22 protein-coding genes are annotated in these 24,327 nt (G+C 64.4%); 9 read left to right on the forward strand and 13 right to left on the reverse strand.

The annotated features are described in order from the left end of the window. From tatA to DOM57_RS04595, 11 genes are all read right to left on the reverse strand, one after another. Positions 1–264 carry a Sec-independent protein translocase subunit TatA gene (tatA, locus tag DOM57_RS04545; RefSeq protein ID WP_110648039.1) on the reverse strand — a complete coding sequence of 88 codons (264 nt, stop codon included), beginning with the start codon at positions 262–264 and terminating at the stop codon, positions 1–3. Positions 265–311: 47 nt separating this feature from the next. Further along, positions 312–653 (reverse strand): phosphoribosyl-ATP diphosphatase, encoded by a 342-nt coding sequence (locus DOM57_RS04550; RefSeq protein ID WP_110648040.1) that lies wholly within the window; start codon positions 651–653, stop codon positions 312–314. 170 nt (positions 654–823) lie between these two features. After that, entirely contained in the window at positions 824–2,446 is a 1,623-nt protein-coding gene (gene ubiB / locus DOM57_RS04555; protein WP_110648041.1) for a ubiquinone biosynthesis regulatory protein kinase UbiB, read from the reverse strand. Further along, positions 2,443–3,066, reverse strand: coding sequence for a ubiquinone biosynthesis accessory factor UbiJ (locus DOM57_RS04560; RefSeq protein ID WP_110648042.1), 624 nt, complete (start codon positions 3,064–3,066; stop codon positions 2,443–2,445). Before DOM57_RS04560 ends, ubiB begins: the two co-directional genes overlap by 4 nt. Positions 3,067–3,079: 13 nt before the next feature. Then, positions 3,080–3,826 carry a bifunctional demethylmenaquinone methyltransferase/2-methoxy-6-polyprenyl-1,4-benzoquinol methylase UbiE gene (ubiE, locus tag DOM57_RS04565; RefSeq protein ID WP_110648043.1) on the reverse strand — a complete coding sequence of 249 codons (747 nt, stop codon included), beginning with the start codon at positions 3,824–3,826 and terminating at the stop codon, positions 3,080–3,082. Positions 3,827–3,951: 125 nt separating this feature from the next. Next, the gene (locus tag DOM57_RS04570) at positions 3,952–4,335 is read right to left on the reverse strand and encodes a gamma-butyrobetaine hydroxylase family protein (protein ID WP_110648044.1); all 384 of its coding nucleotides are present in this window, start codon (positions 4,333–4,335) and stop codon (positions 3,952–3,954) included. Between the two features lie 148 nt (positions 4,336–4,483). Continuing rightward, a complete protein-coding gene (gene hslU, locus DOM57_RS04575) occupies positions 4,484–5,800 on the reverse strand; it encodes an ATP-dependent protease ATPase subunit HslU (RefSeq protein ID WP_110648180.1) in 1,317 nt (438 codons plus the stop codon). 87 nt (positions 5,801–5,887) lie between these two features. After that, on the reverse strand, positions 5,888–6,406 hold the full coding sequence (hslV, locus tag DOM57_RS04580) for an ATP-dependent protease subunit HslV (RefSeq protein WP_110648045.1): 519 nt from the start codon (positions 6,404–6,406) through the stop codon (positions 5,888–5,890). A 166-nt stretch (positions 6,407–6,572) separates the two neighbouring features. Continuing rightward, positions 6,573–7,286 carry an SPOR domain-containing protein gene (locus DOM57_RS04585; protein ID WP_110648046.1) on the reverse strand — a complete coding sequence of 238 codons (714 nt, stop codon included), beginning with the start codon at positions 7,284–7,286 and terminating at the stop codon, positions 6,573–6,575. 3 nt (positions 7,287–7,289) lie between these two features. Then, positions 7,290–8,975 carry an arginine--tRNA ligase gene (gene argS / locus DOM57_RS04590; protein ID WP_110648047.1) on the reverse strand — a complete coding sequence of 562 codons (1,686 nt, stop codon included), beginning with the start codon at positions 8,973–8,975 and terminating at the stop codon, positions 7,290–7,292. Positions 8,976–9,320: 345 nt separating this feature from the next. Beyond that, positions 9,321–11,579, reverse strand: a complete 2,259-nt coding sequence (locus DOM57_RS04595; protein WP_239496112.1) for a primosomal protein N' — start codon at positions 11,577–11,579, stop codon at positions 9,321–9,323. Positions 11,580–11,799: 220 nt separating this feature from the next. Here DOM57_RS04595 and rpmE point away from each other — a divergent pair, with 220 nt between their 5' ends. Together rpmE and DOM57_RS04605 are read left to right on the forward strand one after the other, a co-directional pair. Next, positions 11,800–12,015 (forward strand): 50S ribosomal protein L31, encoded by a 216-nt coding sequence (rpmE, locus tag DOM57_RS04600; protein ID WP_110648048.1) that lies wholly within the window; start codon positions 11,800–11,802, stop codon positions 12,013–12,015. A gap of 343 nt (positions 12,016–12,358) precedes the next feature. Beyond that, positions 12,359–13,627, forward strand: a complete 1,269-nt coding sequence (locus DOM57_RS04605) for a malic enzyme-like NAD(P)-binding protein (protein WP_110648049.1) — start codon at positions 12,359–12,361, stop codon at positions 13,625–13,627. Between the two features lie 197 nt (positions 13,628–13,824). Here DOM57_RS04605 and DOM57_RS04610 read toward each other — a convergent pair whose 3' ends face one another. Together DOM57_RS04610 and DOM57_RS04615 are read right to left on the reverse strand one after the other, a co-directional pair. Then, on the reverse strand, positions 13,825–14,571 hold the full coding sequence (locus DOM57_RS04610) for a DUF481 domain-containing protein (RefSeq protein WP_110648050.1): 747 nt from the start codon (positions 14,569–14,571) through the stop codon (positions 13,825–13,827). Between the two features lie 86 nt (positions 14,572–14,657). Then, complete coding sequence (locus DOM57_RS04615) at positions 14,658–17,180, reverse strand: penicillin-binding protein 1A (RefSeq protein ID WP_110648051.1); 2,523 nt, start codon at positions 17,178–17,180, stop codon at positions 14,658–14,660. 487 nt (positions 17,181–17,667) lie between these two features. Here DOM57_RS04615 and pilM point away from each other — a divergent pair, with 487 nt between their 5' ends. The 7 genes from pilM to aroB are packed head-to-tail and all read left to right on the forward strand — an operon-like array spanning position 17,668 to position 24,254. Next, positions 17,668–18,723, forward strand: coding sequence for a type IV pilus assembly protein PilM (pilM, locus tag DOM57_RS04620; RefSeq protein WP_110648052.1), 1,056 nt, complete (start codon positions 17,668–17,670; stop codon positions 18,721–18,723). Continuing rightward, a complete protein-coding gene (locus DOM57_RS04625; RefSeq protein WP_110648053.1) occupies positions 18,720–19,289 on the forward strand; it encodes a PilN domain-containing protein in 570 nt (189 codons plus the stop codon). Before pilM ends, DOM57_RS04625 begins: the two co-directional genes overlap by 4 nt. Then, positions 19,286–19,960 carry a type IV pilus inner membrane component PilO gene (locus DOM57_RS04630; protein WP_239496114.1) on the forward strand — a complete coding sequence of 225 codons (675 nt, stop codon included), beginning with the start codon at positions 19,286–19,288 and terminating at the stop codon, positions 19,958–19,960. The genes DOM57_RS04625 and DOM57_RS04630 overlap by 4 nt, the downstream gene beginning before the upstream one ends. A 32-nt stretch (positions 19,961–19,992) precedes the next feature. Further along, the gene (locus tag DOM57_RS04635) at positions 19,993–20,481 is read left to right on the forward strand and encodes a pilus assembly protein PilP (RefSeq protein ID WP_162619444.1); all 489 of its coding nucleotides are present in this window, start codon (positions 19,993–19,995) and stop codon (positions 20,479–20,481) included. 42 nt (positions 20,482–20,523) lie between these two features. Then, a complete protein-coding gene (locus DOM57_RS04640) occupies positions 20,524–22,575 on the forward strand; it encodes a type IV pilus secretin PilQ (RefSeq protein WP_110648055.1) in 2,052 nt (683 codons plus the stop codon). Further along, entirely contained in the window at positions 22,575–23,135 is a 561-nt protein-coding gene (gene aroK, locus DOM57_RS04645; protein WP_110648056.1) for a shikimate kinase AroK, read from the forward strand. The genes DOM57_RS04640 and aroK overlap by 1 nt, the downstream gene beginning before the upstream one ends. Before the next feature lie 6 nt (positions 23,136–23,141). Continuing rightward, positions 23,142–24,254: a 3-dehydroquinate synthase gene (gene aroB, locus DOM57_RS04650; RefSeq protein WP_110648057.1), complete on the forward strand. Its 1,113-nt coding sequence runs from the start codon at positions 23,142–23,144 to the stop codon at positions 24,252–24,254. Positions 24,255–24,327: the final 73 nt, after the last annotated feature.

A 24,327-nucleotide genomic window follows, 5' to 3' on the forward strand; every position in this document is an offset into this window, starting at 1 on the left:
TTACTTGCGCTCGGCCTTGTCGTCGGACGTCTGCTTGACGTCGTCGTCATGGGCGTCGAACTGGCTATCCTGCGAGTGATCGATACGTTGCTGCGTCGCGCTATCTTTCTTCTCCTTCTCTTCGTCCTCGCCCATCGCCTTCTTGAAGCCCTTGACGGCGCCGCCCAGGTCGCTACCGACATTGCGCAGCTTCTTGGTGCCGAAAATCAGGATGATGATCCCGAGGACGATCAGCAGTTGCCAGATACTGATACCACCCAGCATAACTTTCTCCTTAACACGTGCGCCTTGGCGCGATAGCGATAAATGGCTTACGACTCTCGTTGACGCGAGGCTTTCTCGTCCAGGCCGGAAACGCCGAAGCGACGGGCCAGTTCGTCGAGCACGGCCCGGTGATCGATGTCCAGATGTGACAGCATGACCAGACTATGAAACCACAGATCCGCCACTTCGCCGATCAGGTCCTGGCGGCTTCGTGCATCATCCGCCTTGACATCCTTGGCGGCAAGTAGCGTTTCGGTCGCTTCTTCCCCCACCTTTTCCAGGATCTTGTTGAGGCCGCGGTGATGTAACTGCGCCACGTAGGAGCTTTCGGGGTCGGCGACGCGGCGTGATTCGAGCACGGCGGCCAACCGTTCAAGAGTATCACTCATAGGATGACATTCCTGGGTATCTGAGGGGAATGTTGGCTTCGAGCCACCCCGACTACGTCGGGAGCTGTAAGCCGTAAGCTTTAAGCTGTAACAAAACAAGTCGCGAGCTTCGGGCGCCGGCTTCGGGGCGCTGTAAAAAGCAGCTTCGAACTTCGGTCCTTATCATACACTCAGCGCCAGGCGAGCAGGAGCACGCCCAGCCCGGCCGCGACCAGCACCGGCCAGGGCTGGTGCTCCGCCCACCCCAGCATCGGCTGCCAAGCCAATGCCAGTGCCAGCAGCACGATCCCCAGGCGTAGTCGGCGCGCGCGTCCGCTGGCGCGTTGGAAGCGGGCCTGGAGGCTCGCCAGCGTCTCGGTCTGCTGGCGGCGTTGACGGCGCAGCTCCTCGCGGTCGGCCAGCGCCTGATGCGCCAGCACCGGCAGTTCGGGAAGTTGATGCGCCAGTTCCGGCGCATGTTTCTTGAGCGTCTGCCAGAAGCCCTGTGGGCCGGCGCGCTCGCGCATCCAGCGCTCCAGGTAGGGCTTGGCGGTGCTCCACAGATCGAGATCGGGATAGAGCTGGCGGCCCAGGCCTTCGATATTGAGCAGGGTCTTCTGCAGCAGCACCAGTTGCGGCTGGACCTCCATGTTGAAGCGCCGCGCGGTCTGGAACAGCCCCAGCAGAACCTGGCCGAAGGAGATGTCCTTGAGCGGCTTTTCGAGGATCGGCTCGCACACCGCGCGGATCGCGCTGGCGAACTCGTTGGCCCGGGTGCCTTCGCCGACCCAGCCGGACTCGATGTGGAGCACCGCGACTTCATAGTAATCCTGGCGGAAGAACGCCAGCAGATTGCGTGCCAGATAGTCCTGGTCCTCGCGGGTCAGGCTACCGACGATACCGCAGTCGATGGCGATATAGCGCGGCTCCGTCGGATTGTCGCGGGAGACGAAGATGTTGCCCGGGTGCATGTCGGCATGGAAGAAATTGTCGCGGAAGACCTGGGTGAAGAAGATCTCGACGCCGCGCTCGGCGAGCTTCTTGAGATCGGTGCCCTGGGCACGCAGCGCGTCCACGTCGGCCACCGGAATACCGTTGATGCGTTCCTGGACCATCACCTGACGATGCGTCAACGACCAGTAGATGCTCGGTACGTAGAGCAGCGGCGAGCTCTGGAAGTTGCGCTTGAGCTGCGAGGTATTGGCGGCTTCCTTGTTGAGATCGAGCTCGTCGAACAGCGTGGCCTCGTAGTCCTTGACCACCTCGACGGGACGCAGGCGGCGCGCCTCGGGAACGCGCCGCAACAGGCGCGCGAAGGTATAGAGCAGTCCGATGTCCTCGCGCATGGTGCGCTCGATGCCGGGGCGAATGATCTTGACCACCACCTGTTCGCCGCTGTGCAGCTCGGCGGCGTGTACCTGGGCGATCGAGGCCGAGGCCATGGGCTGGGTCTCGAAGGCGGCGAAGGCTTCCTCGACGGTCTTGCCCAGCTCCTTCTCGACCATTGCCAGGGCGGTTTCGCCGGGAAAGGGCGGCACCTGATCCTGCAAGCGTTTCAGTTCGTCGGCGATATCCGGCGGCAGCAGGTCGCGGCGGGTCGACAGCATCTGGCCGAATTTGACGAAGATGGGGCCCAGCGATTCCAGCGCCAGGCGCAGGCGTGCGCCGCGCGAGTGGTGACCGGTGGGAATCAGGCGCACCGGGGCGAAGCGCCATAGCCAGCGGATGATCGCCGGAAGACGCTCCTGGGGGACCAGGGTATCGAGGCGGTAGCGGGAGATGGTCCAGGCGATGCGAAACAGCCGCAAACTCATGAATGCGACTCCCGTTGCCGCTTGAGACGCGCCACGCGTGCGCCGAGACGGTCGACGTCCTGTTGCAGTTGCGTCAACCGATCGCGGGCGACCTCGAATTGATTGCGTCCGGCCAGCCAGCGCCGCTCCTCGAACAGATACTCGCGCAGATCCTGCTGCCACTCGCCGCCGGCGAAGCGTGCCTGGCTGGCGAGGTGACGCAGGCCGGAGGCCACGCCGTGGGCGGTACCGTTACCGAGTCCCTTGGCCAGGGCGCCTTCCCAATCGAGATCGAGATCCAGAAACAGGGTCTGAATCGGCGTCAGCAGCCCGGTCTGGCCGCGTACCGGCAGTTGGCCGCCGAACAGCAGCCGCTCCAGTGACTCCCCGGCGATCAGTCGCTGCATCGCGTCCGGCGTGAAGGTGAGTTCCAGGTCATCCGGTTCGTTCCAATCACGAACCCGTGCCAGCGAGACACCGTCTTCGTGAAACGCCACCCGCAGTGCCAGGCGTGGAGAGGCCAGCGCGACTCGCAACGTCTTGCCGGTCAGCGCTCGAAGCCGCGCCGGCGTGGCCGGGTCGCGGGCGAGCAGCCCGTTGAGCGCGCGCTCGAAGCCGACCAGCACGAAGGTATCCAGCATCGCCTCGGCCACCTCAGAGCTTGATGCCGCGATGCAGCGCGACGATACCACCTGTCATATTGGTATATTCGACCCGCTCGAGCCCGGCCGCCTGCATCATCGCCTTGAGCGTTTCCTGATCGGGATGCATGCGGATCGATTCGGCCAGATAGCGGTAGCTGTCGGCGTCGTTGGCCACCAGGCGACCCATCTGCGGCAGCAGGCGGAAGGAGTATTCATCGTAGGCCTTCGACAACAGCCCATTGACCGGCTTGGAGAACTCGAGCACCAGCAGGCGTCCACCGGGCTTGAGCACGCGGGTCATCGAACGCAGCGCGGCGTCCTTGTCGGTGACGTTGCGCAGGCCGAAGGCGATGGAGATGCAGTGAAAGCTGTTGTCGGGAAACGGCAGGCTCTCGGCATTGGCCTGCACGTATTTGACGTTGTCGCCGATGCCGTGGTCGATCAGCTTGTCGCGGCCCACGCGTAGCATCGATTCGTTGATGTCGGCCAGGATGACGCGGCCACTCGGGCCGACGCGGCGAGCGAACTGGCGGGTCAGATCCCCGGTGCCGCCGGCGATGTCGAGGACGCGATGGCCGCTGCGTACGCCGCTGCGCTCCAGGGTCAGATGTTTCCACAGGCGATGGATGCCGAACGACATCAGATCGTTCATCACGTCGTAGCGCGCGGCCACCGAATGAAAGACATCAGCCACGCGGGCGGCCTTCTCGTCGACCGCGACCTGCTCATAGCCGAAGTCGGTCGTGCGCTTGTCCATGTGCTTCTCCCCGAGATGACGCGAGTGGCGGCGGGCCGATGTGGATCGGCCGAATCCGCATTGTAGCGTCTGGTCACGGGCTTGTCTTTGCGCGGCGCTGGCCGTAACCGCCCTGGCGGATCGGCCTACACTTGATGGATCTGGATCACGCTGGGTTCGCGCGAGGCACCGGCGCGTTCCAGCCGGGCGAGGTAGTCGTCCCACCAGGCTTGCCGGTGGGTGGCCATGTCGTAGAGGTATTCCCAGGTGTAGAGGCCGGTGTCGTGGCCATCGTCGAAATGCAGCTTCAGCGCATAGCGGCCGGCCTGCGAGATGTCGAGCAGGCCGACATGACGCTTGCCGGTCTGCAGTACCTCTTCACCGGGGCGATGACCGCGCACCTCCGCCGAAGGCGAATAGACCCGCAACAGCTCGATCGGCAGGCGATAGTTCTCGCCGTTGGGATAGCCCAACTCGAGCTCGCGGTCGCGCTTGTGGTAGTGCACACGGTTGGGGATGGGGGCGGACATAAGAAACTCCTAGCTGTAAGCCATAAGCTGTAAGCCGTAAGTTTTGGCCTGCTAGAAGAGTCGCAAAGAAGAGAAGAACGTCATTTTGGAGTTCTCCTCTTCCAGCCGCGAAGCGGCGCTCTTCCAGCTTAAAGCTTACAGCTCCTCGTCAGAGGATATACCGCGACAGGTCTTCGTCCACCGCCAGTTCGCCAAGTTGCGAGTCGACGTAGGCGGCGTCGATCACCAGCGGGCCGGCGAAGTCGCCGCCCTGATAGGAAGCTTCCTCGAGCAGCCGTTCCATCACCGTGTGCAGACGGCGGGCGCCGATGTTCTCGGTGCCGTCGTTGACCTGCCAGGCGATTTCCGCGATCCGCGAGATGCCGTCCTCGGTGAACTGGATATCCAAGCCTTCGGTCGCCAGTAGCGCCTGGTACTGCTTGGTCAGCGCGGCGGAGGGCTCGGTCAGGATGCGCTTGAAGTCTTCCGGCGTCAGTGCGGTGAGTTCGACGCGAATCGGCAGCCGGCCCTGCAGCTCCGGAATCAGATCCGACGGCTTGGAGAGGTGGAAGGCGCCGGAGGCGATGAACAGGATGTGATCGGTGCGCACCATGCCGTGCTTGGTGGAGACCGTCGAGCCCTCGATCAGCGGCAGCAGGTCGCGCTGCACGCCCTCGCGGGAGACATCGCCGCCGCTGCCGGACTCGCCGCGCTTGGCGACCTTGTCGATCTCGTCGAGGAACACGATGCCGTTCTGCTCGACCGCTTCCAGCGCGCGCTGCTTGATCTCTTCCTCGTTGACCAGCTTGGCGGCTTCCTCGTCCTGCAACAGCTTCCAGGCTTCCTTGACCGTGACCCGGCGGGTCTCGGTCTTCTGCTTGCCCATGTTGGCGAACAGGCTCTGCAACTGGTTGGTCATCTCCTCCATGCCCGGCGGGGTCATGATGTCGATGCCGTGGCTGGCCGGCGTCACCTCGATGTCGATCTCCTTGTCGTCGAGCTGGCCTTCGCGCAGTTTCTTGCGGAATACCTGGCGCGTCGAGGAGTCGTCGCGACCGCTGTCGTATTCGCTACCGCGCGGACGCGGCAGCAGCGCGTCGAGAATCCGATCCTCGGCGGCATCCTGGGCCTTGTGGCGAACCTCGTTCTTGGCCTGTTCGCGCACCATCTTGATCGCCATTTCCATCAGGTCGCGCACGATCGATTCGACATCGCGCCCGACGTAGCCCACTTCGGTGAACTTGGTCGCCTCGACCTTGAGGAAAGGCGCACCGGCGAGCTTGGCCAGACGGCGCGCGATCTCGGTCTTGCCGACCCCGGTGGGGCCGATCATCAGAATGTTCTTGGGCACGATCTCACCGCGCATGTCCTCGTCGAGACGCATGCGGCGCCAGCGGTTGCGCAGGGCGATCGCCACGGCACGCTTGGCGTCGTGCTGGCCGATGATGTACTGATCCAGCGAGTGGACGATCTCGCGCGGCGTCATGGTCGACTGGGTCAGCGCGGGTTGGGCGCCGGAGCGTGCCTGAGACGGTTCTTGAGACAGTTCTTGAGACATGGCGATTCGCTCTCGTCACAGCTCTTCGAGCGTGATGTGGTGATTGGTGAAGACGCAGATATCGGCGGCGATGTTGAGTGACTTCTCGGTGATCTCGCGGGCGCCGAGCTCGGTGTTCTCCAGCAGCGCGCGTGCCGAGGCCTGGGCGTAGTGCCCGCCGGAGCCGATGGCGATGATGCCGCGCTCCGGTTCGACCACGTCGCCGTTGCCGGTAATGATCAGCGAGGCGCTCTTGTCGGCGACCGCCAGCATCGCTTCCAGCCGACGCAGGGCGCGATCGGTGCGCCACTCCTTGGCCAGCTCGACGGCGGCCTTGGTCAGGTGGCCTTGGTACTTCTCGAGCTGGGCTTCGAAACGCTCGAACAGGGTGAAGGCGTCGGCGGTGCCGCCGGCGAAACCGGCCAGAACCTGGCCACGATAGAGACGGCGGACCTTGCTGGCGTTGCCTTTCATCACCGTGTTGCCCAGCGAGACCTGGCCATCTCCGGCCAGCGCCACCTGATCGCCGCGGCGTACGGATACGATTGTGGTCATGCAGTGAACTCCCAATGGCGCGCCATCCAATGACCGATGGCGCCGAAAACGGTGCGCGTTCGCGTTACGGGCGCGAAGCGACATGACATCACAAGTGCGGGCGGGGAAGCGGGAAATCAAGCAAAAGCGGTAAAGGAAGGGCCGGCGGGCTTGCCGGCTCTCAAGGTCAATTCTGGAGGCGGATCATCAGTGGCTCGATGCCCTGTGTCACCATCAGATCCTGGGCGCGCGAGAGCTCCCGGGTGTCCTCGTAGGGGCCGACCTGGACGCGGTGCCAGATCTGATCGCCGTTGGCGCGCACGTCGGTGATCTTGGCCAGCAGGCCGAAGTCCTTGAGCCGGTTGGCCAGGCGCTCGGCATCGGCGATATCCCGGAAGGAGGCGGCTTGCAGCATGTAGCGGCCGCTGCTGGGCGCCGGCTGCCGGGTCTGGTTGGCGGCGTTGTCCGCCGCGGCTTCCTGGCTCGTCTTGGCCGTCGGTTGCGGCGCCGAGGCGCTGCTGCTGGGCGCGATCACTTCGGTCTCCGGCAGCAGGGTATAGAACTCGAAGGTTGGCGTGGCCGGCTGCGTGGCCGCGCTGCCGGCCTGCGAGCCATTCCCCGCGCCGCCGCTCGATCCTTCCGGGCTGGCACCGCCACTGCTGTTGGCGGACTGGCTGGAAGTGGGCTTGGGCACCACCGCCGCCACCGGTTCGGGCGAGGAGCGATCGAGATACTGCGACAGCGCGAAACCGCCGATCAGGCCGGCGATCGCCCACAGCCATCCCGGAATTCCGCCGAGACCGCCGCCACTCGAACTGCGCTGGCGGGATTTCGTCGTGGCCCCTTTCGGTGCGGAACGGGAGGGCGGCTGGCGGCGGTTCTGTGCGGGACGGCGTGCCATCGATTACATCTCCTCCGGGGCGCTGACGCCGAGCAGCGTCAATCCATTGCTGATGACCTGGCGTGTCGCCAGGCCCAGGGCCAAGCGCGCGTTGCGCAGCTCGGCGTCGTCGACCATGACTTTGTGGGCGTTGTAACAGGTGTGGAAGTCGCTCGCCAGATCGATCAGATACTGGGCGATCTGGTGAGGCTCGCGGGCGCGGGCGGCGCGTTCGACGGTGTCGGGGTAGCGCGCCAGGCGATTCATCAGCGCCTTTTCCTGTTCGGCCTCGAGGCGCTCGAGGTGGGCCATGGCGATGGCGTGGTCGAATGCCAGGCCGTCGCTTTCGGCCTTGCGCAGCACGCTGCAGATGCGCGCATGGGCGTACTGGATGTAGTAGACCGGGTTGTCGTTGGTCTGCGAGCGGGCCAGGTCGATGTCGAAGGTCAGCTGCGAGTCGGCGCGGCGCGCGGCGAGGAAATAGCGCGTGGCGTCGCGGCCGACCTCGTCGATCAGGTCGCGCAGGGTGACGTAGCTGCCGGCGCGCTTGGAAAGCTTGACCTCGACCCCGGAGCGGGTCACCAGCACCATCTGGTGCAGTACATAGTCGGGCCAGCCCTGTGGAATGCCGACTTCGAGCGCTTGCAGGCCGGCCCGCACGCGGGTCACGGTCGAGTGATGGTCGGCGCCCTGCTCGTCGATCACGCTGGTGAAACCGCGCTGCCACTTGTCCAGATGATAGGCGACATCGGGGACGAAGTAGGTGTAATCGCCATCACGCTTGCGCATCACCCGGTCCTTGTCGTCACCGAAGTCGGTGGTGCGCAGCCATAGCGCGCCGTCCGCCTCGTAGGTGTGGCCGTTGTCGATCAACTGCTTGACCGTAGCCTCGACCCGGCCTTCGGCATAGAGCGAGGACTCGAGGAAATAGACGTCGAATTCGACCCCGAACGCCTTGAGGTCGAGATCCTGCTCGCGGCGCAGGTAGGCCACGGCGAAGGCGCGAATGGCGTCGCCGTCGTCCGGGTCTGCCTTGGCGGTGACTTGGCGGTCGTCGGCGGTGACCGTCTCGCCGGCCAGATAGGCCTTGGCGACGTCGGCGATATAGTCGCCGCGATAGCCGTCTTCCGGCCAGCCTTCGTCGCCCGGTGCCAGGCCGCGAACGCGGGCCTGCACCGACAGCGTCAGGTTGTTGATCTGGGCGCCGGCATCGTTGTAGTAGAACTCGCGGGTGACGTCATAGCCGGTGGCTTCGAGCAGGCGGCACAGGCAGTCGCCGATCGCCGCGCCGCGCCCGTGGCCGACGTGCAGCGGGCCGGTCGGGTTGGCGGAGACGAACTCCACCTGGACCTTCTCGCCGGCGCCGACCAGGCTGCGGCCGAAGGTATCGCCCGCATCCAGAATGTCGCTGACGATGCCGGCGATGGCATCGGTGGCGGCGAAGAAGTTGATGAAGCCCGGCCCGGCGATCTCGATCTGGCGAATGACGTCGTTCTCGGGCAGCGCGGCGACCACTCTGTCGGCCAATTCGCGTGGTTTGCAGCCGGCCGGTTTGGCCAGTACCAGCGCCAGGTTGGTGGCGTAGTCGCCGTGGGCCTTGTCGCGGGTCGGCTCGACCTTGATCGCGGGGCTTACGTCCGCCGGTAGCTCGCCCGCCTGCTTGAGCGTGGCGACGGCGGTGTCGAGCAGTTGTGTAATCGTCTCTTTCATTGCCTGATTCGTAGTCGTGGGGCCGTGGTGCCGGGCTGAAGCCCGGGGCCGACGCGGGAATCCCGCGGCTCTGGACGCCGTGGAACCACTGCCACGACGCGGAAAAGGGCGGCCATTATCGATGATTGCGGGATGGCTTTAAAGGCATCAGCGCCGCTTCGCGGCTAGAAGAGGGAAGTACGAAGTAAAGCGCGGCTACGCCGCTATAAGGCGTAAGCGCCGCTTCGCGGCTAGAAGAGAGAAGAACAGCGCTTCGCACCTGGAAGATATAAGACAATTTCTTCCCTCTTCCCTCTTCCCTCTTCCCTCTTCCCTCTTCCCTCTTCCCTCTTCCCTCTTATTCCTTCAGCTCAACGTCATCGGGTCGATGTCCAGCGACCAGCGTACCCGCCGCGAGGCCGAGTTCTCCAGCCAGCCGATCAGCCAGGCACCCGTTTCGTGCAGTGCGCTGCGTTTGTCCGACGATAGCATTAGTTGCAGATGGTAGCGGTTCTGGCGGCGTTCCATCGGCGCCGGCACCGGTCCCAGGCAGTGGACCGCCAGTTGGCGTTTATCGAGCCATTGGCGCAACGCCTCGCCGGCGGCTTGCGAAAGTTCCTGCGCATCCGCCTCGCGGACCGCCTCGAAGCGCGCCAGCGCCAGGTGGCGGTAGGGCGGCAGGCCGGCCAGGCGGCGCTCCTCGAGCAGCTGATAGGCCAGCGCGTCGTAGCCGCTGTCCGCCAGCAGGCGCAGGTTGGGGTCGTCGGGATGCAGGGTCTGCACCAGCACGCGGCCGGAGCGCTCGGCGCGGCCGGCACGCCCGGCCACCTGGACCAGCAGCTGGGCGCTCTGTTCCAGGGCGCGAAAGTCGCTGGCGTAGAGTCCGGCATCGGCATTGACCACCACGACCAGCGTCACGTGGGGCAGATGGTGACCTTTCGCCAGCATCTGGGTGCCGACCAGCAGGCCGGGCTCGCCGCGGCGAACCTCCGTCAGCAGTTGATCGAAGGCTTCCTTGCGGCGGGTACTGTCGCGATCGATGCGATAGACCGGTGTGTCGGGAAACAGCGTGGCGAGCGTCTCCTCGCTGCGTTCGGTGCCCGCTCCGAGCGGGCGCAGATCGGCACTGCCGCAGGCCGGACAGGCATCCGGCTGGGGAGTCTGATGCTCGCAGTGGTGACACACCAGTCGCGGCGGCTGGCGGTGCAGCGTCATGCGCGAGTCGCAGTGGCGGCACTCGGCGATCCAGCCGCACTGGTGGCAGGCCAATGACGGCGCGAACCCGCGCCGATTGATGAACACCAGGACTTGGCCTTCCGCCTTCAGCGCCTGGCGGATGGCATCGATCACCGGCGCGATCAGCCCGCCCTGGCGCGGGCGGCCGCGCAGATCGACGAGTTCCAGCTTCGCCGGCGCATGGCGGCTGGCGCGTTGGGTCAGGCGCAGATGGCGGTAACGGCCGCTGCGCGCCTGGGCCAGGCTCTCCAGCGACGGCGTGGCGCTGCCGAGCAGGATCGGTATGGCTTCGCGATGCGCGCGGGCGATGGCCAGATCGCGGGCGTGATAGCGCAGTCCATCCTGCTGCTTGAACGAGCCGTCGTGCTCTTCGTCGACGATGATCACGCCGGGGCGGGCCAGGGGCGTGAAGATCGCCGAGCGGGTGCCGATGACGATCGGCGCGCGCCCGCTGCGTGCGGCCTCCCAGGCGTCCAGACGCTCGAGATCGGTCAGCCCGGAGTGCAGCGCGACCACCGGGGCGCGGAAACGCTTGCGGAAGCGCGCTAGCGTCTGCGGGGTGAGCCCGATCTCGGGCACCAGTACCAGCGCCTGGCGCCCCTGGGCGAGGACGCCTTCGATCAGTTGCAGGTAGACCTCGGTCTTGCCGCTGCCGGTGACGCCGTGGAGCAGGCACGGGTGATAGCGGTCCAGGCTCTCGTGGATAGCGGCCAGCGCCGCAGCCTGCTCACGGTTGAGCGGCAGCGCCGGCTCGGCCAGCAACGGCCCCCGCCAGTTGTCGCCGGCGGTCAGCGGTTCTTGCTGGCAGGCGATCAGCCCTTTGCCGAGCAACCCCTGGAGTTGAGCGCGGGTAAAGCCCTGAACGGTGATCGCGCTGGTTACCAGGCCGTGGCTATGCTGGGCCAACAATTCGACCAGCGAGCGCTGACGAGGCGCACGCTCGAGGCCGGCGAGGGCCTGCTCGAGCGAAGTGGCCAAGCGCCAGCGTTCGCGAGTCCTCGCCTCCAGCGGCCGGCCCTGGCGCAGGGGAGCGGGCAAGGCGTGGTGCAGCGTATCGCCCAGCGAATGCAGATAATAGCGGGCGGTGAAGCGACATAACCAAAGCCAGTCGGCCGGGAGCGGTTCGTCATCGAGTCGGCTGCCGATCGGCTTGAGCTGATTGGCGGGCAGCTCGCTATGGTCGTCGCACGCCATCACGATGCCGACCAGTTGGCGCTGACCGAAGGGAACCTTGACCCGCAGCCCGGGTTGCCAGCCGCCGGACGGTGGCGGCCCTTTGGGTCGATAGTCGAACAGGCGTCTCAGGGGAGTCGGAACGGCGACACGCAGAACACGTGGGGCGGACGGGGTCGTTGCCACGTTCCGGGATTCGACCTTGGAATCTGCCAATTGGCCTCCATGAAGAATGCTGCTAAAATACCGCGCCTTCCGACGTAGGGTGCGTCTCTTATCCGTGGTCACGGGATCGTCTGCGCGAGTTATCGGCAACGGACTACGGCTTCGGGATTCTAGGCGTGCCGGTCGCGCGGGAGTGAACCGCGATTCCCTATCCGTGTACGGTGCCTGGCAAACGATCAGGTGGCGGTACACCGCAAAGCGAGGCTTCACGATGAAACAGGCTATTCATCCCGAATACAAGACGGTCACGGCGACTTGTTCCTGTGGCGCGACCCACTCCATCGGCACCACGGCCAGCGAAGATTTCCATATCGACGTCTGCTCGCAGTGCCATCCGTTCTACACCGGCAAGCAGAAGCAAGCGACCACCGGTGGCCGTGTCGAACGCTTCAACAAGCGTTTCGGTGCAGCGGTACGTCGCGGCTGATACGCCCCGCGTCAGAACCCGATCGGATGTCGAAAGGCCCGCTTCAATGAGGCGGGCTTTTTTGTGTCCGCGATTCCTGGCGGATTCCCTTCGGGCCTACCGCTGGCGCGGCGTAAAAGTCGAAATTGCCGGTAATAAAGCGAAATAAAGCGTCCCGCCTTTCGGTCTCGATAAGGGATGTTTTATGGCTGGAAGGTCAAGTATAAGTGTAGCCAAATGGCTGGGAAAAGTTTCAAACAGGCGCTTAAAATTCAACAAAGCCAGCAAGTTGGCAAAAGTTGTGCGGGTTGGTCTTTTTCTATAATCTGGCCTCGCTCTCCCCGTGAATGTGGAAAAAGATCCCATGAATGACGATAAAAGACAGGCGGCGCTCGATTATCATGCCAAGCCTTTTCCCGGCAAATTGTCGATCGAGCTGACCAAGCAGACGGAGACCGCCAAGCATCTGTCTCTGGCCTATAGCCCCGGCGTTGCCGAGCCATGTCGAGAAATCGCTGCCGACCCCGAAAATGCCTATCTCTATACCGGCAAGGGCAATCTGGTTGCCGTGGTTTCCGACGGCAGCGCCATTCTCGGCCTGGGTAACCTGGGTCCGCTGGCGAGCAAGCCGGTGATGGAGGGCAAGGGCGTATTGTTCAAGCGCTTCGCCGGTATCAATTCCGTTGATATTGAAGTCGAGGCGGACTCTCCTCAGGCCTTCATCGACACCGTGGCCAACATCGCCAATACCTGGGGCGGGATCAATCTCGAGGACATCAAGGCACCGGAGTGCTTCGAGATCGAGGCCGCGCTCAAGGAGCGTTGCAGCATTCCGGTGTTCCACGACGATCAGCACGGCACGGCAATCGTGACCGCCGCCGGCCTGCTCAACGCGCTGGATATCGCCGGCAAGACGCTGGCATCCGCGCGCATCGTCTGTCTGGGCGCGGGCTCGGCGGCCATTGCCTGCATGAAGCTGCTGATCGAGTGTGGTGCCAAGGCGGAAAACATCTTCATGCTCGACCGCAAGGGCGTGATTCACAGCGGCCGCAGCGATCTCAACCAATACAAGGCGCAGTTCGCCACCGAGACCGACTGCCGCACGCTGGATGATGCCATTGACGGCGCCGATGTGTTCGTCGGGCTCTCCGGCCCGAATCTGTTCAAGCCGGAGCAGCTCAAGAAGATGGCGGCCGACCCGGTGGTCTTCGCCTGCTCCAACCCGGACCCGGAGATCCATCCCGATCTGGCGCGTGAGACCCGTAGCGACGTGATCATGGGCACCGGCCGTTCCGACTATCCCAACCAGGTCAACAACGTGCTCGGCTTTCCGTTCATCTTCCGCGGTGCGCTGGACGTTCGCGCCACGGCGATCAACGAGCGGATGAAGATCGCGGCGGTTCACGCGCTCAAGGATCTGGCGCGCGAACCGGTGACCCGGGAAGTGCTCGATGCCTACGAGATCGATTCGCTGGAGTTCGGGCGTGGCTATATCATCCCGACGCCGGTGGATTCACGTCTGCTCGAGAAAATTCCGGCGGCAGTCGCACAGGCCGCGGTGGAATCCGGCGTGGCGCGCAAGCCCTATCCCGCGCACTACCCGCTGCAGAGCGTCAAGGCGATCTACGGCTGATCGCGAGCCTGCCCTCTCCAGACGACGATGCCCCCATGGGCGGCATCGTCGTTTTGGGCCTGTTGTAAAGAGGGAGCTAGCCATCATCCTGTAGCTCGTAGCTCGTAGCTCGTAGCTCGTAGCTCGTAGCTCGTAGCTCGTAGCTCGTAGCTCGTAGCTCGTAGCCGCTTTCTCCAGCGCCCCGAAGCCGGCGCCCGTTACCAGCTGTAGAGAATCGACACCGAGGTGGTCGTGTCGGTGCGCGCCTCGGCATCCGGTGGCGGATGGGTATTGCTCTTGACGTCGTAGGAGACGCGCAAGGCCAGGTGCGAGTTCAATTGCGAGGTGATCGTCGACAGCGAGCGGGTAGTGATGTTGATGTGCGTCGCTTCCGCCGACAGTTCCTGGTCGAAGGAGATGTCTTCGCTGAAGTTGTAGGTATAGTCCAGTGCCGAGTAGGCGAGTGCGAGATCGTCGCTGCCGCCGTCGGCATAGGAGTCATGCCGATAGCCTGGGCCCACTTCCGCCGATAGCGTGTGTGTCGGGCCGTTCAGCAATTGGCGCCCATAGCCGGCGATGGTGGTGAACTGGGAGTCGTAACCGCTGAAGCGATCCCTTTCCCAGCGGGCGAAACCGAACAGGTAATTGTTGTCTTCCAGCTCGTAGCGCTCGCGTGCGGCGACCAGGTACTGCTCCGTGGTGGTGCTGTCGTTGTCCTGCACGCTGCTGGTCTCGGCACGGAAGGTATGCGTGTTGCGACCGGTCAGCCAGGTCAGCCGGCCCTTGGCGAGCAGCGTCTGGGTATTGCTGTTGCCGGTCAGTCGCGTATAGCCGAGTTCCGCGCTGCCACTGAAGTTGGGCGCGTTCTCCTCCGGCGCCGGCGGGGCATAGAAGAGGTCGGCAAGCGATGGTGTGGTCAGTAGACAACTGGTCAGTAACAACCATCGGCGACTTGGCAGGGGCATGACATCTCTCTCAGCGTCGCTGCGACATACTGTTGCGGTGAAGCGCGAGGATTGAAAGTCGGGGCTCGAAAGCCCCGACCAATGTATCAGAAGATGGCCTCGAAGGTGCCTGTCCCCTGGGATCCGCTGCGGTCTTCGAGCTCCGGCCGGATGCCTCTCGGTTGATACTCGGGGAGATTATCCTTGCGGAAGATCTCGCTGATGCCGCCCGGCTGGTCATCGTGTAGCCGCTTGCCGGTATCGGGATCGATGCGCACGGTAACGATATCGTCCGGTGCCGGCGGTACCTCTTCCGGGGTCCCTTTTAGCGCCGGGCCCATGAATGCCTTCCAGATCGGCAGAGCCGCCTGGGCGCCGTATTCGGCGGTGGTGGAATTGTCGTCCTTGCCGACCCAGACGGTGGTCACCAGGGAGTTATTGAACCCGGAGAACCAGGCGTCGCGCTGGTCGTTGGTGGTGCCGGTCTTGCCGACGATGTCGCTGCGGTTGAGCGACAGGGCGGCACGGCCGGTACCACGCTCGATGACGTCGCGCAGGATGCTGCGCAAAATATAGAGCGCATCGGGATCGACGACCCGCGGCGCGACGCGGCGAGGCTCGCCGTCGACTTCGGTCTGGATGGCGTCCGGCGCGCAGTCGCGACAGGCGACCAGCGGATTGGCTTCTTCGACGACGGTGTTCCGGCTGCCCTGGGTGATCTTGTCGATATACCAGGGCGAGACCTGGAAACCGCCATTGGCGAGCACGGCGTAGGCGTTGGCGATCTCCAGCGGCGTCAGCGAGGCGCTGCCCAAAGCCAGGGATAGACCGTGAGGCAGGCGGTCGCGCGAGAAGCCGAAACGCTCGAGGAAATTCAACGCATTGTCGAGTCCCAGCGATTGCAGGACGCGGATGGTCACCAGGTTGCGCGAGGTGTAGAGCCCGACACGTAGCCGGGTCGGGCCGAGGAAGCGCTGCTCGGCATTCTCCGGTCGCCAATCCTCGCCGCTGAACTGCTCCATCACCACCGGCGCATCGTTGATGATCGTCGCCGCCGTCATGCCGCCTTCCTGCAGCGCCGCCAGATAGACGAAAGGCTTGAAGTTGGAGCCGACCTGGCGCTGGGCCTGAATCGCGCGATTGAACTTGCTGGCGGCGAAACTGAAACCACCCTGGAGCGCCTTGATCGCACCGGTCTGCGGATCGAGCACGACGATCGCGCCCTCGGCTCCCGGCCGCTGGGACAGCCGCCAGTGGTCACCTTCCTTCAGAATGCGTACCAGATCGCCGCGGCTGGCGATCGCCTCGGCATTGGCCGGCACGTCGCCGCGCCACTTGGCGCTGTGATAGACCCGCGCCCATTTGAGTCCATCCCAGTCCAGTGTGACGATCGCGCCGTCGGCGTTCAGCACGCGCATCTGCTTGCCGTCGGTGGAGATCACGATGGCCGGCTCGAGCGGGCCGTAATCCGGCGTGCGTTCGAGCACCTTGAGCCAGTTGCTGACATCGCCCTCGATACCCTCGATCGTCGCCTGGCTGCTCTGTGCCGCCTGGCGCGCGGTCTGGATGACTTCCGGCGATTCCGACAGCTCCTCTTCGAGCCCCTGGCGCTCGGTACGGTCCTGGGCTTCGACCAGGCTCGGTGGAATATCCTTCTGTTCGGGGCCGCGCCAGCCGTGACGCGTATCGTAGTCGATCAAGCCCTGAACGAGGGCGTCGCGAGCCTCGGTCTGCAGGCGGCTGTCCAGTGTCGTGGTGACCCGGATATTGTCGGTGTAGGCCTTGTCGCCGAAACGCTCGACCGCATAGCTGCGCGCCATCTCTGCCACGTAGGGAGCGTCGACCTCGGTCTGGGCGACGTGACGGCTGGCCGTGATCGGTGCCTTGACCGCTTCGTCGTAAGTGGCCTGGTCGATCGAACCGAGTTCGCGCATGCGGTAGAGAATCCAGTTGCGGCGGATCAGTGCGCGTTCCGGATTCGTCAGCGGGTTGAAGCTCGACGGCGCCTTGGGCAACCCGGCGATCATCGCGAACTGCGGCAGGGTCAGCTCGCTGAGTGGCTTGCCGTAGTAGGTATTGGCCGCGGCGGCCACGCCATAGGAGCGATGACCCAGATAGATCTTGTTGACGTAAAGCTCGAGGATCTCCTGCTTGCTGAGGATCTGTTCCATCTGCAGCGCGAGCAGGATTTCGCGAATCTTGCGAGTGAAGGTCTGGTCCAGTGTCAGCAGATAATTGCGCGCTACCTGCATGGTGATGGTGCTGCCACCGGACTGGATGTTGCCGCTCGAGGCCAGCTCCACGGCCGCGCGCGCCAGGCCCTTGGGGTCGACGCCGGGATGGGTGAAAAAGCTCGCGTCCTCGGCGGCCAGCAGTGCATCGACCAGCGGCTTGGGGATTTCGTCATAACTGACAGGCATACGCCGTTCTTCGCCATATTCGCCGATCAGCTTGCCGTCCTCGGTGTAGATACGCAGCGGCGTCTGCAACTCATAATTCTGCAGTTGATGAACGTCCGGCAGGCCCGGGGCGAAGTAGAGCGCTGCTCCGACGACCGCCAGCAGCGCGCCGGCGCCGAGCGACAGCAGCAGCCAGAAGACGGTCGTCAGTAGGCGGGTGAAAAGCTTCATGGTAAAGGCGTGGTTCCTTGACTGGTGGCGGTTGAGGGCCTGTTGCCGTTTCAGCGCGAACCGCGTTGCTGCGTCAAATGGCGTCAGGCCAGGCGCGGGATGCAGAGAATGGTGATTCCCTTGTCAAATCCCGCAACGCCGCATGACGCCATTTGACGCGCAACCCGAAGGGCCGGGCCGGTTTTCGCACGGTGCTGCGTTATTCGTCGTTCATTTGAAATGACCAAACTACTCTCCTCATGCCTTGCCCCGCACAAAAACTGGCTCCGGCGCGGCCGTGCATGAAACGACAACAGGCCCTGACCCGCGTGCATGCGCGCTATCCCTAGCTTGCCGCATTATATGGACGCGATAGAGCCGGGGCCAGTTTCGCCCCGGCCGCTTCCTGCAAGTATGGCGAAATAAATGTAACGAAATGTCTCAAGACTGCCTCGCGGCGGCCGTTAAACGACGTTAGGATTTTCGGGTTCGGCGAGGTGAGACAGTGTTGCGCTTGAAAAGGTCCCCAAGAGGATTGGTGGGCGTGGATATCACCTCCGCCACCGTCAAGCTGCTCGAGCTCGAACGCCAGGCCGACGGACTGCGTATCGACAGTTACGCGGTCCGGCCGCTACGTGAAGGCGCGGTGGTCGAGCGCCGCATTCGCGACAGGGGCGAAGTGGTCGATACCTTGCGTCGCGCCGTCGAGCACGGCCGCCTCAAATCGCGTCGGGCGGTGGTCGCGGTGCCCAATTCGGCTGCCATTACCCGCACGCTGACGTTACCGGCCTCGCTCAGCGACGACGACATCGAGGCCCGGATTCAGATGGAATCCGAGAAGTACGTACCGTTCCCGCTCAACGAGGTGGCTTTCGACTTCCTGCGCCTGAAACGCCATGCGCGTTACGACGACCAGCAGGAGGTGCTGCTGGTCGCCTGTCGGCTACAGGATATCGAACTGCTCACGGCAACGCTGGGTGAGGCCGGACTCGAGGCAGTGGCGGTCGATGTCGAGGGATTCGCCCTCGAGCGTGTATGGGGGGAGCTGGAAACCCAGTTCGGTAGCCGGGACGATGATGCCACGGCCCTGGTCGACATCGGTGCCAATCTGTGCGCCTTTCATGTACTCAAGAGCGGACGGATCATCTATAGCCGCGACAACCTGTGCGGTGGACGGCAACTGACCGACGCCATCAGCAAGCGCTACGGCATGAGTTTCGACGAAGCCGGACGGGCCAAGAAGCGCGGCGGCTTGCCCGACGACTACCGCCAGCAAGTGCTGCTGCCGTTCATCGACACCCTGATCCAGCATATCGGTCGTTCGCTGCAGCTCTATTACACCGCGGCCGGCCAGCAGGAGATTCGCCAGCTGGTGCTGGCCGGCGGTTCGAGTGCGCTGCCGGGGTTCGCCGAGCGCCTGCGGGTGCAGAGCGGGCTGGAAGCGACGCTGGCCAATCCCTTTGCCAACATGCGTATCCATTCGCGCATCGATCGCGGCGCGCTGGCGGCGGACGCGCCCGCCATGCTGACCGCCTGCGGCCTGGCCATGCGGGGGCGGGCATGAACATCGAAATCAACCTGCTGCCATGGCGCGAGCAGCGCCGGATGCAGCGTACCCGACGTTTCAAGCAGGGGTTGCTGCTGATGCTGCTGCTCGGGCTATTGGCCGGCTGGGGTATCGCCCAGCACGAGCAGGCGCTGGTGCGCGCGCAGCAGGCGCGCCTGGCGATGATCGAGCGCCACACCGAAAGCCTCAACCGCGATATCCAGGCGGTACGCGATTTTCGCCGCCTGCGCGAGCGCATGCTCGACCAGATCGAGCTGATCGGTGAGCTCCAGGCAAGTCGCCCCTTGACCGTGCAGGTCTTCGATCAGCTGACCGCCACCCTGGTGGACGGCGTCCACTATACCGAGCTGGATCGCAAGGGCACGCGGCTCGAGCTCAGCGGCGTGGCGACCTCGAATCGTCAGGTCTCGGACCAGATGCGTGCCCTGGCCAATAGCTCCGTGTTCGGCATTCCGCTGCTCTCGGACGTGCAGTCCGGCGATGAGCCTGGCGCGCCCAAGCGCTTCCACATGAGCGTCGATGAGCTGATGGTCGGCGATGCCGATCCGGAGGCGGGGTCATGACGCGAATGGCGACCGGAGGCGTGCGTCCGGGCAAGGCCGGGGCGGTGCTGAAGGCGCAGTGGCGGCAATTGCGCGAACTACCATGGCGCGAGCTCGACATCAAGGAAGCGGGTATCTGGCCCGTTAGCCTGCAACTGGCGATCGCCCTGGCGGTATTGGCTGGCGCGGTCTGGATGACCCAATGGTTGCTGGCATCGTCGCCACGGGAGACCCATGAGCGGCTGGTCGCCCAGGAGACCCAGGCGCTGGCGCAATTCGAGACGCTGTCGTATCAGGCCGTGAATCTGCCCGCCATGCGGCACCAGATGGGAGAGCTCGAGGCGCGCATGCAGCGCGTGCTCGAGATGCTGCCGAGCGATGCTGAGGTGCCGACGCTGCTCGATGCGATCAGCGATGCCGCGCGGGAGCAGCAACTCGACATCGACAGCATCAAGCTCAGGCCGGCGGTCGAAAAGGCGTTCTACTTCGAGCAGCCGTTCGACATCCAGGTACGCGGTGACTACCACCAGATCGCCGCGTTTCTCGCCCAGGTCGCGGCCATGCCGCGTATCGTCACGCTGCACGATTTCACGCTGACGCCGGCAGGCGAGGCGCTGCGTCTGACGATGGTGGCCAAGACTTACCGCTATCGGGAGGACGCCGATCCCCAAGGCCAGGAAGGCAAGTCATGAGGCGTGCATCCCTCCGCTGCGTTGGTGCCGTTTTGGCCCTCCTGGTCCTGGCGGGCTGCCAGGATGCCGATCTCGACGCGCTCCAGGCGCGGCTGGAAACGTTGCGCAACAAGCCACGGGGCGAGATCGCGGAGCTGCCCGAAATGCCGTACTACACGGTTGCCGCGTACCACGGCGCGGCGCGGCGCAGCCCCTTCGTGGCCGATGTCGGCGAAGCGGAGGTGGCGGCGGTCGAGCAGGCGCCCTTGCCCGATGCCGATCGTCCGCGTCAGCCGCTGGAGGCATACGAACTGGATGACCTCGAACTGGTCGGCACCCTGAGCGTTGGGCAGACGCCGTCGGGATTGGTCCGGGCGCCCGATGGGCGCATCCACCGGCTGTTCATCGGCGACTACCTCGGCCGGGACCGGGGGCGGGTCGTCGGCGTCGGGCGTCGCAGTCTATCGCTGATGGAAACCGTGCGTGATCAGCAGGGTGGCTGGACCCAGCGGCCGCAACGTCTGGAAATGGCAAAACAGTGAACGTCGGCGGATCACGCGGGCGGGAATGCAGGGGAACGATTTATGATATTTCGACGGCTGTGTGGCGCCTGGTTGGTGGCGCTGGCGCTGTGGTGTCTCGCGGCGTCGGCCTGGGCGTCGCCGACGCTGACCGCGATGACGCTCACGGAGCGCGGTGCCGGTCGCCTCGACGTGGGGCTGCGCTTCGTCGGCGGCGTGCCGGAGATTCGTGGCTATCGCACCGATGGGCCGCCGCGTCTGGCGCTGGACCTGCTCGATACCCAGAGCGGGCTGTCAAAACCGCGTTTCGTCGTCGGCAGTGGCGGGGTGGAGGCGGTTCGCGTTCTCGGGGCCGGCGCACGCACCCGGTTGGTTTTCGAACTCGATGCCTCCAGCGACTATCGGCTCGAACGCCGCGGCGACCAGGTTATCGTGCATCTGGGTGACGCCCCGAGCGTCGAACCGGCCAGCGATGATGCCGACACGCCGAGCGTGGCGAGCGAACCCCGGGTGGTATCGATCGACTTCCGGCGGGGCACGGATGGCACCGGGCAACTGCTGCTGGATTTGAATCGGACCGGCGTGGCTACCGAGGTTTCGGGTCAGGGGCGCCTGGTGACGGTGACGCTGCCCGGGGTGGCGCTACCGGACGAGCAGTATCAGACCCTGGACGTCGGCGACTTTGGAACCCCGGTTCAGCGTATCGTGCCCCGCCGCAGTGCCGCGGGGGTGAGCTTCGACATTAGCGCCTCGAGCGATGTCGAGCCGTTGGTGACCCAGAACGGGCGTACGCTCAATGTCGAGTTCGTCTCCGCCGGCAGCATCGTGCGCCCGGAGACGGATCAGGAGCCGCGCTATACCGGCAAGCGGATCACGCTCGATTTCCAGGATATCGCAGTGCGCGACGTACTCTCGATCATTGCCGATGTCTCGGGGCTCAACGTGGTCGCCAGTGACAGCGTGCAGGGCAACGTGACGCTCAATCTGGTCGACGTGCCGTGGGATCAGGCGCTTGAACTGGTATTGCAGAGCCGCGGCCTCGCCGCGCGCCGCAGCGGCAACGTGATGATGGTGGCACCGGCCGGGGAACTGGCCAGCCTTCAGCGCCAGACGCTGGAAAACCGGGAGCAGTCGCAGCAACTGGCAGCGCTGACCACCGAGTTCCTGCAGATCCGTTATGCCAAGGCCGAGGATCTGGCGGCGCTGCTGCGCGGTGGCGAGGGCATCGGGCTGATGTCGGAACGCGGTCGCGTCACCGTCGATTCGCGCACCAATACATTGATTCTGCAGGACACGCGGGAGCAGCTCGATGCCATTCGGCGGACCATCGATCATCTCGACGTGCCCGTGCGCCAGGTGCAGATCGAGTCGCGCATCGTCATCGCACGGGACAGCGCGACCCGCGAGCTTGGCGTCAATTGGGGGATGTCGGCGAACGGCGGGCGTCACTTCGACCTGGGTGGTGCGGCCGATGGCGACGCGTCGACGGTCCCGACGACGTCCGATGACCCGGCATCCTATGGCGGCGGGCTGGCGGTCGATCTCGGCAATGCGACCAATCCCGCCAGCGCCTTCAGTTTCGGCTATCTCTCCGGTGATATCTTGATCGATCTGGAGCTGCGGGCGCTGGAGAGCGAGGGCAAGAGCCAGACCATCTCCCAGCCCAAGGTGATCACGGCCAATCAGCGCACGGCGGTGATCAAGCAGGGCCAGGAGATTCCTTATCAGGAATCGACGTCTTCCGGCGCGACCAACGTGGACTTCAAGGAAGCGGTACTATCATTGGAAGTCACGCCGCAGATCACGCCGGACAATCGCATCATCATGGACCTGGATATCAATAATGATGATGTTTCCGACACGCGCTACGGCGATGAGCCGGCGATCGATACCAACGAGATTCAGACCCAGGTGCTGGTTAACAACGGCGAAACCGTGGTGCTGGGCGGAATTCTGACCTCCGAGCAGTTGCATACCTTGTTCAAGACACCCTTCCTCGGCGACTTGCCGATGATCGGCAAGCTGTTCCGCTATACCCAGGAAAGCAACGAAAAGGTAGAATTGCTGGTATTCATCACGCCCAAGATCATCGAGGACGGACTGGCCATTCGCTGATGCGGTCGCTTCCCAATCTTTTTCTCATCGGTCCCATGGGGGCCGGCAAAAGCACCATCGGCCGCCTCCTGGCGGCCGAATTGCAGCGTGAATTCCTGGATAGCGACCATCAGATCGAGGCGCGTTGCGGGGCGAATATCCCATGGATTTTCGATGTCGAGGGCGAGCAGGGCTTTCGTGATCGCGAAACCGCCATGCTCGACGAGCTGAGCCAGCGCTCCGAGGTCGTCATGGCCACCGGTGGCGGTGCGGTCATGCGCGAAGCCAACCGCCAGCTGCTGCGTGAACGTGGCACCGTCATCTATCTCGCCACCACCGTCGAACAGCAGATCCGGCGGACGTCCCGTGATCGCAACCGGCCGCTTCTGCAGAACGACAACCCCGAGCAGGTATTGCGCGATCTGTTCGCGATCCGCGACCCGCTCTATCGCGCCACTGCCGATATCGTCGTGCGTACCGACCGCCGCAGCCCCCGAAGCGTCGTCGCCGACATCATCCGCCGCGTGTCGCGCCTGACCGAGCCGCTCAAGGTGAAGGCCTCTCTCTCCAGCCAAAGGTAATCCGTCATGTCGCAAGTCTCGTCGTGCTCCGTGGATATATTGAATGTCTCGCTCGGCGAGCGCAGCTATCCGATCCATGTCGGGCCCGGCATGCTGGAAAGCCGCGACCATCTGTTGTCCTACCTGGCGGGACGGCAAGTGATGATCGTGACCAACGAGACGATCGCACCGCACTATCTATCGGTACTCAAGCAGACGCTAGCCGGTGGCGATCTCGATGTGCGCGAGCTGATTCTGCCGGATGGCGAGGCAACCAAGACGCTGGCCTCGGTCGAACGCATCTGGGATGCCTTGCTGGCGGCTGGGTTCAACCGCCGCTGTACGCTGATTGCCCTCGGTGGCGGCGTGATCGGCGACATGACCGGTTACGCCGCCGCCAGCTATCAGCGCGGTGTCGCTTTCATCCAGATTCCCACCACGTTGCTGGCGCAGGTCGATTCCTCGGTCGGCGGCAAGACCGGGGTCAATCATCCGCGCGGCAAGAACATGATCGGCGCCTTCTGGCAGCCCAGGGCAGTGATCGTCGACACCGACACGCTGGCTACGCTACCGGCGCGGGAGCTGTCCGCCGGTCTGGCCGAGGTGATCAAGTACGGCCTGATCTGGGATGCCGATTTCCTCGCCTGGCTGGAACGCGAGATGTCGGCGCTGCGCGCTCTGGATGGCGATGCCATCGCGCATGCGATCCGCCGTAGCTGCGAGATCAAGGCGGAAGTGGTAGCCGAGGACGAGACCGAGCAGGGCGTCAGGGCGTTGCTCAACCTGGGGCATACCTTCGGTCACGCCATCGAAGCGCATCAGGGGTATGGCAACTGGCTCCACGGCGAAGCGGTGGCGGCGGGCATGATGATGGCGACCCGGCTATCCGCCGAGCGTGGCTGGCTGACGGAAGCCGAGGTCGAGCGGGTCGAGCGAATCCTGGAAGCGGCGGCGCTGCCGGTTGCGGCGCCGGCCAACATGTCGGTAGCCGATTTCCTCGAGCGCATGCGTCTCGACAAGAAGAACCACGACAGTCGCCTGCGGCTGATCCTGCTCGAATCGCTGGGCCGGGCCTGCATTCGCGACGATACCGATCCCAGCCAGCTCGAATGGTTGATCGAGTCCTTCCCGCGACGCTAGGGAAACACTGCATAAATGTCTGCGCAGGCGAATCGCTTCGCTATGACCGCCATCCCTGGCGGTCACCGGAGGC

The organism is Salinicola peritrichatus, assembly GCF_003206715.1.
Taxonomy (GTDB): domain Bacteria; phylum Pseudomonadota; class Gammaproteobacteria; order Pseudomonadales; family Halomonadaceae; genus Salinicola; species Salinicola peritrichatus.